Here is an 11,602-nt window from a genome sequence, read left to right on the forward strand (position 1 = left end):
CGCCGTTCTGAGGCCTTGATATAGTTCAGGCCTCATTTTCAGACCGGTAAAGGATTTCTGCCATGACTCAATACACCGCCTTCAGCGTCGAACTGGCCGACAACATCGCCCATGTGCAGATCAACCGTCCGGAAAAGATCAACTCGATGAACGCCGCGTTCTGGAGCGAAATCGTTGAGGTGTTCCAGTGGATCGACGACACCGACGAAGTGCGGGTGGTGGTGCTCAGTGGTGCCGGCAAACACTTTTCCTCGGGCATCGACCTGATGATGCTGGCCGGCGTGGCCAATGAGCTGGGTAAAGACGTCGGCCGCAACGCGCGCCTGCTGCGCAAGAAGATTCTGACCCTGCAAGCCTCGTTCAATGCCGTCGACAATTGCCGCAAACCGGTGCTCGCCGCGATTCAGGGTTATTGCCTGGGCGGCGCCATCGACCTGATTGCGGCCTGCGACATGCGCTATGCCGCTGAAGATGCGCAATTCTCTATTAAAGAAATCGATATCGGCATGGCGGCTGATGTAGGCACTTTGCAACGGTTGCCACGGATCATCGGTGACGGCATGCTGCGTGAGCTGGCTTATACCGGTCGTACCTTTGGCGCCGAAGAGGCCCGAAGCATCGGGCTGGTCAATCGCGTCTACAGCGACAAGGACAGCCTGATTGAAGGCGTGATGGACATTGCCCGGGACATCGCCGGCAAGTCGCCGATCGCGGTCACCGGCACCAAGGAAATGATCAGCTACATGCGTGACCATCGCATTGACGATGGTCTGGAGTACGTTGCCACCTGGAACGCCGCCATGTTGCAATCCACCGACTTGCGCGTGGCCATGGCCGCCCATATGAGCAAACAGAAACCCGAATTTCTGGACTGAGAAACCATGACATCTCGCTGGACCACCGCAGTACTGGACACCGATCAACCCGGCGGCTGGGCCGTCGCGCGCAGCCCCGAGGGTTTTCTGTTCGATGACAACGGCGCGCTGTTCCCCCGGGAATGGCTCAAGCGCCAGGACTTGTCGATCCTCGCCGAGCACGGCATCGGTCACCTTGATGGTGAACCGGTGTATCTGCTGGAACTGCGCAGCACCAGCGAGGTGCCGGGCTGCAACTGGAAAGGCTTGCGCGCGTTCATGCTCGACGGCGATCACACGATCTACAAAGTGCTGGGCTACGCGGCGCAGATCGGCACCTGGGCTCGGGAACACCGTTTCTGCGGCAACTGCGGCCAGGCCATGACCCAGGTGCCACGGGAGCGGGCGATGTATTGCCAGCCGTGCGACTTGCGCAGTTATCCGCGCATTTCGCCGAGCATGATCGTACTGGTGACCCGTGGCGATGAAGTCCTGTTGGCGCGCTCACCGCGTTTCGTCACCGGGGTCTACAGCACGCTGGCGGGGTTTGCGGAGCCTGGGGAGTCGGCCGAGGATTGCCTGATCCGCGAGGTGCGCGAAGAAGTCAGCATCGAAGTGAAGAACATCCAGTACATGGGCAGCCAGTGCTGGCCGTTCCCGCACTCGATGATGCTGGGTTTCCATGCCGAATATGCTGGCGGCGAGATTGTCTGCCAGGAAGACGAGATCGAAGACGCCCAGTGGTTCAACGTGCACGATCTGCCGCCGTTGCCGGCGTCCAGATCGATTGCCCGTTACCTGATCGACGTCTACGTGGCGCGGCGCTTAGGCCACGCTGAACCAGTGCTGCCAGGCTAGACGCACGGTCAACCCCAGCACCACAGTGATGAACACCGGACGAATGAACTTGGCGCCACCGCTGATCGCGGTGCGCGCCCCGAAGAACGCGCCGACCATCACCGACAGGCCCATGCTCAGGCCGATGATCCAGTCCACCTGCCCGGAAAACACGAACACCGACAGCGCCGCAATGTTGCTGACAAAGTTCATGCTGCGCGCCACGCCGCTGGCCTTGACCAGATCGATCGGGTAGAGCAGCAGGCTGCTGACGGTCCAGAAGGCTCCAGTGCCGGGGCCCGCAACGCCGTCGTAGAAACCGAGGCTGAAGCCCTGAGTCGATTGCCACTTCTTCTTGATCGGTGCGTCGCTGTCCAGCGGTGCTTTCGGCGTACCGCCAAACAACAGGTACAGGCCGCAGGCGAAGACGATCACCGGCAGCATCTTGTTCAACCATTCCGCCGGCAAATAGTGGGCGACGATGGCGCCGGTCAGTGCGCCAACCAAGGTGCCAAAGATCGCGTGCATCCACTGCCTGGGGTGAAACAGCTTGCGACGGTAGAAGGTGAAACTGGCGGTGGCCGAGCCGAAAGTCGAACTCAACTTGTTGGTGCCTAGCACTAGATGCGGCGGCAGACCGGCGGTGAGCAACGCCGGCGTGGTCAGTAGACCACCACCGCCGGCGATGGCATCGATGAATCCGGCAATGAAAGCGACAAGGGCCAGAACGGCCAGGGTGGTGAGGTCAACGCTGAGATCGAAAGGCATGGAATCGGCTTATTTCGGCAGGGCAGGAGCGGGCGGTCATCATAGCCGTAACACCGGTTCATCGCGAATGGGATCCTCAATGATCCAGCGGCGCCTGAAGGGAGTTGTTACACCACCGAGAGCCAGACATTGCCGATGAAGTACGGCCCTTTGTTGCCAAAGGGATCGCTGGGAATGGCGAAAAAAATGTCCAACCATTCGAAGCCAGGTCGAATCATGCCATTGAGCGTAATCGTTCTTGTTTTTGGATCGACATATTCCGACCCTGACCAGATTTCTGCTTCACCAGTGCTGCGGTTGGTCGCCCAAAGCGTGTAGACGATAAATGCGTGAACCAGTGGATTGGAAGCTTTGCCGCTATCGGTGATGTGAAACCTTCGATCCTTGGTGTCTTGCAGCGGGACAGCCTCGGGCGCCTGAACATTGAATTTTAAAGCGAATGCACCGGACTGAACGGGGAAGGGCTCGGTTGCCAGATTCTGCCCCTGGTTTCTACCGCCGACCAAACGTGCGACGTAGTTACCGTTGTGGCGTACGACAGACATAGGCGTGTCGTAATTTCGTGGAATCCAGTGACGAAAGTCACCGGTGCCGAAATCACCGTTTGGGACCAGATTATTTTGCGTCATATCAGTTGCTCATTGTCATGGGTAGAAGAGAGGGCGGGTCCAACCGGCCACGTTCGTTGCATGACAATGATTTGATGAATTTGCTGTTGTCGCTACTGTCATTACTGACAGTCCATAAGTACCTTTTGCGATAAAAACAATGGGCTATTGTTGTTTTGGGGGGAAAGCACGAAATGGAAGCATCCCTGCTTCCATCCTGAGTGGCGGGCTCCGTGATTACAGACCCAGCTCGGACAACCCCGGATGATCATCCGGGCGCCGGCCCAGCGGCCAGTGGAACTTGCGTTCGCTTTCCTTGATCGGCATGTCGTTGATGCAGGCATAACGCTGGAACATCAGGCCGTGCTCGTCGAACTCCCAGTTTTCGTTGCCGTAGGAACGGAACCAGTTGCCCGAGTCGTCGTGCCATTCGTAGGCGTAGCGTACGGCGATGCGGGTATCGGAATAGGCCCAGAGCTCCTTGATCAGGCGGTAATCCAGCTCCTTCGCCCATTTGCGGGTCAGGAAGGCCTTGGCTTCTTCGCGGTTGTTGGCGAATTCGGCGCGGTTGCGCCACTTTGTGTCGAGGGTATAAGCCAGCGATACGCGGTGCGGGTCGCGGGAATTCCAGCCATCCTCGGCCAGACGAACTTTTTCAATCGCCGATTCACGGTTGAAGGGTGGCAATGGCGGACGCACTTCGGCTGCAGTAGACATGTTTGTCTCCCGATCAAATTAACGATTTAACAACTTGTCGCTTATTGAGGCTTTACAGGTCCAATAACTTTCGCGCCATGCATTGCGCATTATCGGCGGCACTGTGATCACCCATCACAAGCGCTACGGTAATGGCACCGTCAATCAGGATCAGCAACTGTTTGGCCAGCAATTGCGGGTCTTCGGCACCATGTTCGGTACACAGCTCGCACACGTAGTCGAGCAGCTTCTGTTTGTGGTCTTTGGCGACCTGGCGCACCGGATCCTGCGGATCGCCGGTCTCGCCACTGGTATTGATGAAGGCACAGCCCCGGAAGCCTTCCGAGGCGAACCAGCCCTTGAGCACGGTAAACAGGTTGAGCAGGCGATCGGCCGGGGTTTCGGCCTGATCGACGGCGCTTCTGTACCAGTGCATCCAGCGTACATCGCGGCGCTGCAGGGCGGCGACCGTCAACTCCTCCTTGTTGGCGAAGTAGCGGTAAATACTCTTTCTGGAGACACCGGCGGTTTTCACCAGAAGATCCATGCCGGTGGCAGCGATGCCACTTTTGTAGATCAACTTTTCGGTGACATCCAGAATGATGTCGCGAGTCGTGTCGTTGCTTGTGATTTCGTTCATGTGGCGAACAGTAGAACGATCGTTCTCCTTGGTCAAGCGCTGATTTTGAAATGGCTTTCGCGAGCAGGCTCGATCCCACATTTGAAATGCGAACCACGTGGGAACCAGGCTGCTGGCGATGAAGTTATTACAGACAGTAACAAGACCCGAAGGAGTTGATGGTGTAAGCTCTCGGGTTCTTCGGATTCGACCCATTGCGAGCCCTATGCCGTTGCTTTTCAAACGCTCTCTGCTGCCCAAGTTGCGCAGCTTTCCGCTGACCGCCGAGGCCGTGACCATTCTGTCCGGCGCCGCCGAGTTCCGTCGTTGCCTGCTGGAAAAAATCGCCCAGGCGACCCAGCGCATCTACCTCGTCGCGCTCTATCTGCAAAATGACGAAGCCGGTCAGGAAATCCTCGATGCCTTGCACGCCGCCAAACTCAAGCGTCCCGAGCTTGAAGTGGTGGTCGTGGTCGACTGGCTGCGCGCTCAGCGCGGCTTGATCGGTGCGGGCAAGCAGCCGGGCAATTCGGCGTGGTACCAGGAAATGACCCGCACCCACCAGAGCGTGGTGCCGGTCTACGGTGTGCCGGTGCAGACCCGCGAGCTGTTCGGCGTGCTGCACCTCAAAGGCTTCGTGATCGACGATTGCGTGGTCTACAGCGGCGCCAGCCTGAACAACGTCTACCTGCACAAGTTCGACAAGTACCGCTTCGACCGTTATCACGTACTGCAAAGCCGTGAACTGGCGGACTCGATGCACCACCTGGTGAAACACGGCCTGATCGAATCGAAAGCCGTGCATCGCCTTGACCTGCCGAACCTGCCGACCACCCGCAGCCTGCGCAACGACATCGGCGACCTGCGCAGCCGCCTCAAATACGCAACGTACGACACCAGTGCCGGCAGCACGGCGCACACCGGTCTGTCAGTCAGCCCGTTGCTCGGCGTGGGCAAGAACAACCCGCTGAACCGGGTGATTCTGGAGCTGATCGCCAGTGCGCAGAAGCAACTGACCATCTGCACGCCTTACTTCAACCTGCCGCTGGGGGTGATCCGCGAGATCAACCGGGCGCTGGCTCGCGGCGTGAAGATCGACATCGTGGTTGGCGACAAGACGGCCAACGACTTCTACATTCCGCCGACCGAGCCGTTCAAGGTGATCGCCGCGCTGCCGTATCTCTACGAGATCAGCCTGCGCCGTTTCGCCAAGCGTCATCAGCGCAACATCGACAGCGGCCAGTTGAACCTGCACTTGTGGCGTGAGGGTGACAACAGCTATCACCTCAAGGGCATGTGGATCGATCAGCGCTACACCTTGCTGACCGGCAACAACCTCAACCCGCGGGCGTTCCGTCTCGATCTGGAAAACGCATTGTTGATCGATGACCCGAAAGGCGAGTGGCTGGAGCCGCGCCGCGCGGAACTGGAAAACATCTTCGTTCACACCACGCGGATCGCACGGTTCCAGGATCTGGAAGCCTTGCCGGATTACCCGGCCGGGGTGGCCAAGTTCCTCAAGCGCGTGAGTCGGGTGCGGGTCGAGCGGTTGCTGTACCGGATTCTGTAAGGCACAGAATTTTCAGCGCTGCTACAAATGCCTTCGCGAGCAGGCTCGCTCCCACATTGGATCTTCGCCGAGCACAATTTTTGTGTTCAACAAAGACCCTGTGTGGGAGCGAGCCTGCTCGCGAAGGGGTAGAACAGACGCTACAAGTCTCAGTTCAGACCGAGCTTGCCACGCAACGTCGACAGGTCTTCCGCCAGGGTATTGACCGGGCCGACCAGCGCCTTGCGGTCGTTGTCCTTCACCTTGTCGTAAGTCTCGAAACCACCGTCCTTGGTCTTGTACTTGGCCAGGACTTTGTCCACGGTGGCGAAGTTCTTGTCGACTTTGGCAACGAAGGCCTTGTCCTGCTTCTCGATCTGCGGACGGAACAGGTCGACGATTTTCTTCGCGCCGTCGATGTTGCCCTGGAAGTCATAGAGGTCGGTGTGGCTGTAACGGTCTTCCTCACCGGAGATCTTGGTGGCGGCGACTTCTTCCAGCAGCGCAGCAGCGCCGCCCACGACTTTCTCGGGCGGGAAGGTCAGGCCGGCGACGCGGGTTTGCAGGTCCTGGACGTCTTTATCCAGCTTGTCCGCCAGATCGTTCAGGCCTTGGGTGCTCTTCTCCGAGAACAGCGAGTACTCGATGCGGTGGAAACCGGTGAAGTCTTCAGCCTTCACGCCTTTTTCGTGGTCGTCGACGCGGGAGTCGATGGACGCGTCGAGATCACTGAACAGCTCGGCAATCGGCTCGATCGACTCGTAGTAAACACGGGTGGGGGCATAGAGCTTTTGTGCGGTCGCCAGGTCACCTTTTTTCACGGCATCGGTGAATTGCTTGGTGTGGGTGCCCAATTGGTCCAGTTGCTCGGTAACGTAGATCTTGTAGTCCGAAACCGGTCCGACCAGATCCAGCGGTGCGGTCGCCGCGAACGCCGACAGCGGGGTGTTGAGTAGACCAAGGGTCAGCAATAACGCGATGGGCGTCTTTTTCATGGGGGCGGCTCCTGTTGAATGCTATGCAGTTGTTTTTGGTTGGGTAGCGTTGAGCAGCGAGCGACCGATGAAGTCCTTGTCGCCCGTAACACCCGGCAGGGTGAAGAAGTAACCGCCGCCGACCGGCTTGAGGTATTCCTCCAGCGGCTCGCCGTTGAGGCGGGTTTGCACGGTGATGAAGCCTTTCTCCAGGTCGGCCTGGTAGCAGATGAACAGCAGGCCCATGTCGAGCTGGCCGTTCTTGTTCACGCCGTTGGAATAGTTGAACGGCCGGCGCAGGATCAGGTTGGCCTGGCTCGCGGCGGTGCGCGGGTTGGCCAGGCGGATGTGGGCGTCGAGCTTGGTCAGCTTGCCTTCCGGGTCCTTGCTGTAGTCCGGGACTTCGGTTTCATGGCTGGCACCCATCGGCGCGCCGGTGGTTTTCACGCGGCCGATGATGCTTTCCTGCTCCTGCAACGGCGTGCGGTCCCAGCGTTCGACGAAGTTGCGGATGATCCGTACCGCCTGATAACTGCCGTGGGTGGCCCAGGCCGGTTCGTCGCTGCCCGGTTGCACCCAGACGATGCGATCCATGGCTTTGCCGTCGTTGGAGTCCGGGTTGGCCGAGCCGTCGCGGAAACCGAGGAAGTTACGCGCCGATTGCGCCGGCACACCGGGTTTGGCCGGGGCTTGTGGCGGCACGCTGCCTTCCTGTTTCCAGCGCACCAGCAGCAGGTCCGGCAGGTTTTTCACGATGTCGCGCAAGGCGTGGATATTGGTGTCGGCGGTGTTGGAGCAGAACTGCAGGCTCAAATCGCCGTGGCAGCAGTCGGCTTCCAGCGCGTCGTTGGGGAAACCGACCATGCGTATCAGACGCTTGGGCTTGGCGGCGGCGAGGCCGAAACGCTCGTCGAACAGCGATTCGCCCACCGACACGGTGATGGTCAGGTTGTCCGGTGTGACCACCGGGCCGAGGATGCCGGAATCCGGCGGCGGCAATTTCGGATCGATCTGCGCCACCGGGCCGCCCTTCATCAGGAACGCGATACGCTCGTTGAGGGTGCGGAACAGACGCTCGAGATCTTCACGGTCGCTGGCCAGCACATCGAACGACACCAGCATGCCGGACGCCGGGCGCGGGGTGACGATGCCGCTCTGGTGTACGCCATGAAAGTCGTGGTGATCCTGGGTCTTGTCGCTGCTCGGCGCTTCAGTGACTTGCGCAGGGGCGGCGGCCATTGCCGGGCAGCTCAGCGCGGTACCGGCCAGTGCGACACCGGCGGCGCCCATGCCCATCAGTACGCGGCGACGTTGCAGGTTGAAGTGTTCGGAATCGTTCATCGGTATTCGTCTTCTACTTACAGGCCGGAGAGGCCGAGGGCGGGATCAATGGCGTCGAGGGCGTCGGCCAGAGCCTTGGCCTTGTCGGCGATCTGCTTGCGTTGCTCACCGTTGACGGTGTCGTAACTCGCGTAGCCATCCTTGACCTTGAAGCTGTTCAGCGTGGTATCGAAATCAGCCAGCGCGCTGTCGATTTTCGGCAGCAGGTCGGCGGCGGATTTCGTCAGCAGTGGTCGCAGCAATTCGACGACTTTGTGCGCCGTCTCCAGATTGGCCGCGAAGCCGTTGAGGTCGCCGTGGCTGTAGCGTTCCTCTTCGCCGCTGGCGGCGCGCACGTCGGCCAGGGTGTTGAGGTTGCGCACGAGGATTTCCACCAGTTGCTCCGGCGGCAGCGATTGGGCCAGCAACTGTTGTTTCAGCGTGTTGACGTCGCCCAGCAGATGCTCGGAAATCGGCGACAAACCGTCGAGATTGCGTTGCTGGAACAGCGCGTACTCGATGCGATGGAAGCCGACGAAGGCCGGATCCTGTTCGCGTTTTTCGAAGTAATCGGCGCGGGCGTTGATGCTGTTGTCCAGTTCGGCCAGGCGTTGTGCAGCCGGGGCCAGACGCTGATACGCCGCCCGGGCCGGCAGGTACGCCGCTTGAGCCTGGGCCAGATCACCGCTGTTGATCGCTTGATTGAGTGCGGTGACGGCTTTGATCAGTGCGCTGCTCTGGGTGGCCAGGTATACGCGGAACTCCGACAGCGGCCCGACGAAGGCGACCATCGACGGCTTGGCCTTGGCGGCAGCATCGGAGGCTGCGGTCGGCGTTACATGCAGCACGCCGCGCGGGTTGCTCAGCAGGCCGCAGGTGATGGCGTAGTCGCCGGGTTGCAGGTTCGCGTTGATCACCTGGCTCAGGCCCGGCGCGATGTTCTCGCGTTCTTCGATCACCAGCACGCCGTCGAGGATTTCCCATTCCACCGCCCGGTCGGAGCGGTTGACGATGCGGAAACTGGCGCGGCCCGCAGGCACGCTCAGCTCGTTCGGTTCGCAACTGCCGGGGTGGATGTTGACCACCACTTCGTCATGGTTGTGCTGACGTTTGGCCGCAGCCATTTTCGAGGCGTAGTAGAACAGGCCACCGGCGGCGATCATCACGACCACCGAACCGGCCACCGCCCAGCGCAAGGCACGGGGAGGGGAGGCCTGAGGAATATTAGGCTTTGACATGGAGGCCCTTATTGGCTGGAAACGGAATTCGAAGCGGCGGCTTTGGGCGCCGAGGCGGGTGCGGGATAGAAGAACATCACCAGCGCCACCACCAGGTAGATCAGATACGCGCCGAGGGTGCTGACAGTCGGTGCATCCTGATAACCGAACATGCCGGCCAGCACCGAACCCAATGGCCCGTCCATCGGCAGCGTCGCGCTGAAGTCGAAGAGCACGGTCTGCAGGTGGTTCCAGACCCCGGCTTCATGCAGCGCCTGCACCGAATTGGAGAGAATTCCGGCGGCGACCACGAGGATGAACAACCCGGTCCAGCGGAAGAACGCCGACAGATTCAGGCGCATGCTGCCGCTGTAGATCAGGAAGCCGACGATGATCGCCAGGATCAGGCCGAGCAGGGCACCGATCGGCGCGCCCGGGCCTTCGCTCTGCTGGAACACGGCGAGCAGGAAGAACACGGTTTCCAGCCCTTCACGAGCGACCGCGAAAAACACCATGGCGATCAGCGCGATGACCTGATGCTTCGAAGAAGTCAGTGCGTGATCGAGAGAGGCTTGCAGCGAATGCTTGATCGAACGCGCCACCTTGCGCATCCAGAACACCATGGAGCTGAGAATGCCCACGGCGACGAGTCCGACTACGCCTTCGAACAGTTCCTGCTGCTTTTGCGGGAATTCGGCGCTGACCAGTTCCAGTCCTCCGCCCACCAACAAGGCCAGTGCAGCGGCGAGAAACACGCCGATCCACACTGCCGGCATCCATTGTCCACGACCGGTTTGTTGCAGGTAGCTGGCGATAATGCCAACGATCAGCGCGGCTTCAATGCCTTCACGCAGCATGATCAGAAAGGGAACGAGCATTCGGCATCCACTGTGTAACGAAATGAGGTTACAAGTTGTAACATAATGAAAGTCATTCTCACATGCCACTCATTGACATTTACCTGAACGGTAGCTGAACAGGCTTGAAGATCAACCATTCTCAAATACGCAACGGACATTCCTGGATCGAGCGAGCCGTGCCCGGGCAGCTGCGTTAAGATGCCTGCCACCCGAACAACAACAGGATTTGCCTCGATCCATGTCGGAAAAAGACACCATCGCCATTCAACTGGTGCGCGAAGCACTGCAGCAAAGTTGTGCCCCGGGCGTGGCCACGGAAGAAGTCTTGAACAAGGTCGGCATCGATCCGGCGCTGCTGCACACCGATGACGCCCGTGTCCCGGCCAGTCAGTACGCACGCTTGTGGCGGTTGCTGGCGCGGCGCGGCGATGATGAGTTCTTTGGCATGGATCCGCGCAAGCTGAAATCCGGCAGCCTGGAATTCCTCTGCCGCAGCGCGATGGCCCAGGCGAATCTGGCTGCCGGTTTGAGTACCGGTTTGAATTTTCTGTCGTTGATGCTTGAGCGCATGTCGGCGCAACTGGTGCATCAGCAAAGCCTGGCGGAGATCGTGCTGCTGGAGGATGACCCCGAGCCACGTCGCGCCTTCACTTATTTCACTTACTGGATGATCGTCCACGGCGTGGCGTGCTGGCTGGCGGGGCGGCGGATTCCGATTCTGGCCATCGAACTGCGCTGCCCGGCGCCGGAGTTTTGTGATGACTACCGGGTGATGTTCTCGGAAAACCTGCGCTTCGATCGGCCGCGTACGCGGATGATCTTCGCGGCTGACGTGCTGGATCTGCCGATCAAGCGCAGCGCCGAAGAGCTGAAGCGCTTCCTGGCCCATGCCCCGGCCAACATTCTGGTGAAGTACCGCGACCCGGAAAGCCTCGCCAGTCGGATCAAGCAGGATCTGCGTCAGTTGCCCGCCGAACAGTGGCCGGAAACCGAAGCCCTGGCCCAGCAATTGTGCATGTCGGCCTCGACCCTGCGCCGGCGTCTGGCGGAAGAAGGGCAGACCTATCAGGGCTTGAAGGACAGCGTGCGCAAGGAACTGGCGATTACCTGGCTGGCGGAACCGTCGATCAGTTTCGCCGAGATTGCTACGCGCCTGGGGTTTGCCGACGCGAGCTCGTTCTACAAGGCGTTTCGCAAGTGGTCGGGGACCAATCCTGGGCATTACCGCAGCCTGATATTGAATGAGGCCGTCTGATCCGGCCCCATCGCCAGCAGGCTGGCTCCCACATTTGAAACGCGC

Annotated in this window: 12 protein-coding genes; 4 read left to right on the forward strand and 8 right to left on the reverse strand. The window is 59.9% G+C overall.

The window, feature by feature from the left end:
* Nucleotides 1–62: 62 nt before the first annotated feature.
* Together ACW9HX_RS25165 and nudC are read left to right on the forward strand one after the other, a co-directional pair.
* Complete coding sequence (locus ACW9HX_RS25165; RefSeq protein ID WP_085709995.1) at nucleotides 63–875, forward strand: crotonase/enoyl-CoA hydratase family protein; 813 nt, start codon at nucleotides 63–65, stop codon at nucleotides 873–875.
* A 6-nt stretch (nucleotides 876–881) separates the two neighbouring features.
* Nucleotides 882–1,712, forward strand: a complete 831-nt coding sequence (gene nudC, locus ACW9HX_RS25170) for an NAD(+) diphosphatase (RefSeq protein WP_457382666.1) — start codon at nucleotides 882–884, stop codon at nucleotides 1,710–1,712.
* Here nudC and ACW9HX_RS25175 read toward each other — a convergent pair.
* The 4 genes from ACW9HX_RS25175 to ACW9HX_RS25190 all read right to left on the reverse strand — a co-directional run bounded on the left by ACW9HX_RS25175 (nucleotide 1,680) and on the right by ACW9HX_RS25190 (nucleotide 4,403).
* Complete coding sequence (locus ACW9HX_RS25175; RefSeq protein ID WP_457382667.1) at nucleotides 1,680–2,459, reverse strand: TSUP family transporter; 780 nt, start codon at nucleotides 2,457–2,459, stop codon at nucleotides 1,680–1,682. The genes nudC and ACW9HX_RS25175 overlap by 33 nt on opposite strands.
* A 107-nt stretch (nucleotides 2,460–2,566) precedes the next feature.
* Entirely contained in the window at nucleotides 2,567–3,088 is a 522-nt protein-coding gene (locus tag ACW9HX_RS25180) for a hypothetical protein (RefSeq protein WP_457382668.1), read from the reverse strand.
* Nucleotides 3,089–3,304: 216 nt separating this feature from the next.
* On the reverse strand, nucleotides 3,305–3,784 hold the full coding sequence (locus tag ACW9HX_RS25185; RefSeq protein ID WP_457382669.1) for a nuclear transport factor 2 family protein: 480 nt from the start codon (nucleotides 3,782–3,784) through the stop codon (nucleotides 3,305–3,307).
* 52 nt (nucleotides 3,785–3,836) lie between these two features.
* Nucleotides 3,837–4,403, reverse strand: coding sequence for a TetR/AcrR family transcriptional regulator (locus ACW9HX_RS25190; protein WP_192558074.1), 567 nt, complete (start codon nucleotides 4,401–4,403; stop codon nucleotides 3,837–3,839).
* Between the two features lie 205 nt (nucleotides 4,404–4,608).
* Between ACW9HX_RS25190 and pssA the strand changes: the two genes are divergently transcribed.
* Nucleotides 4,609–5,952, forward strand: a complete 1,344-nt coding sequence (gene pssA, locus ACW9HX_RS25195; RefSeq protein WP_457382670.1) for a CDP-diacylglycerol--serine O-phosphatidyltransferase — start codon at nucleotides 4,609–4,611, stop codon at nucleotides 5,950–5,952.
* Between the two features lie 149 nt (nucleotides 5,953–6,101).
* Here the strand turns inward: pssA and efeO (ACW9HX_RS25200) are convergent, their stop codons facing one another.
* From efeO (ACW9HX_RS25200) to efeU, 4 genes are read right to left on the reverse strand one after another with little or no spacing between them, the layout of a single operon-like run.
* A complete protein-coding gene (gene efeO / locus ACW9HX_RS25200) occupies nucleotides 6,102–6,926 on the reverse strand; it encodes an iron uptake system protein EfeO (protein ID WP_457382671.1) in 825 nt (274 codons plus the stop codon).
* Between the two features lie 21 nt (nucleotides 6,927–6,947).
* Nucleotides 6,948–8,246: an iron uptake transporter deferrochelatase/peroxidase subunit gene (efeB, locus tag ACW9HX_RS25205; protein WP_457382672.1), complete on the reverse strand. Its 1,299-nt coding sequence runs from the start codon at nucleotides 8,244–8,246 to the stop codon at nucleotides 6,948–6,950.
* Between the two features lie 17 nt (nucleotides 8,247–8,263).
* Nucleotides 8,264–9,463, reverse strand: coding sequence for an iron uptake system protein EfeO (efeO, locus tag ACW9HX_RS25210; RefSeq protein ID WP_457382673.1), 1,200 nt, complete (start codon nucleotides 9,461–9,463; stop codon nucleotides 8,264–8,266).
* Between the two features lie 8 nt (nucleotides 9,464–9,471).
* Complete coding sequence (efeU, locus tag ACW9HX_RS25215) at nucleotides 9,472–10,320, reverse strand: iron uptake transporter permease EfeU (protein WP_457382674.1); 849 nt, start codon at nucleotides 10,318–10,320, stop codon at nucleotides 9,472–9,474.
* Nucleotides 10,321–10,540: 220 nt separating this feature from the next.
* On the opposite strand from efeU, the gene ACW9HX_RS25220 reads away from it, so the two are divergent.
* Entirely contained in the window at nucleotides 10,541–11,557 is a 1,017-nt protein-coding gene (locus tag ACW9HX_RS25220; protein WP_457382675.1) for an AraC family transcriptional regulator, read from the forward strand.
* Nucleotides 11,558–11,602: the final 45 nt, after the last annotated feature.

Source organism: Pseudomonas sp. SDO52101_S400 (assembly GCF_054071635.1).

Bases quoted from the DNA above. Each gene is read 5' to 3' on its own strand.
- efeO (WP_457382673.1), bottom strand. From the start codon at position 9,463: ATGTCAAAGCCTAATATTCCTCAGGCCTCCCCTCCCCGTGCCTTGCGC.
- ACW9HX_RS25185 (WP_457382669.1), bottom strand. From the start codon at position 3,784: ATGTCTACTGCAGCCGAAGTGCGTCCGCCATTGCCACCCTTCAACCGT.
- ACW9HX_RS25190 (WP_192558074.1), bottom strand. From the start codon at position 4,403: ATGAACGAAATCACAAGCAACGACACGACTCGCGACATCATTCTGGAT.
- ACW9HX_RS25165 (WP_085709995.1), top strand. From the start codon at position 63: ATGACTCAATACACCGCCTTCAGCGTCGAACTGGCCGACAACATCGCC.
- efeO (WP_457382671.1), bottom strand. From the start codon at position 6,926: ATGAAAAAGACGCCCATCGCGTTATTGCTGACCCTTGGTCTACTCAAC.
- efeB (WP_457382672.1), bottom strand. From the start codon at position 8,246: ATGAACGATTCCGAACACTTCAACCTGCAACGTCGCCGCGTACTGATG.
- efeU (WP_457382674.1), bottom strand. From the start codon at position 10,320: ATGCTCGTTCCCTTTCTGATCATGCTGCGTGAAGGCATTGAAGCCGCG.
- ACW9HX_RS25175 (WP_457382667.1), bottom strand. From the start codon at position 2,459: ATGCCTTTCGATCTCAGCGTTGACCTCACCACCCTGGCCGTTCTGGCC.
- ACW9HX_RS25220 (WP_457382675.1), top strand. From the start codon at position 10,541: ATGTCGGAAAAAGACACCATCGCCATTCAACTGGTGCGCGAAGCACTG.
- ACW9HX_RS25180 (WP_457382668.1), bottom strand. From the start codon at position 3,088: ATGACGCAAAATAATCTGGTCCCAAACGGTGATTTCGGCACCGGTGAC.
- pssA (WP_457382670.1), top strand. From the start codon at position 4,609: ATGCCGTTGCTTTTCAAACGCTCTCTGCTGCCCAAGTTGCGCAGCTTT.
- nudC (WP_457382666.1), top strand. From the start codon at position 882: ATGACATCTCGCTGGACCACCGCAGTACTGGACACCGATCAACCCGGC.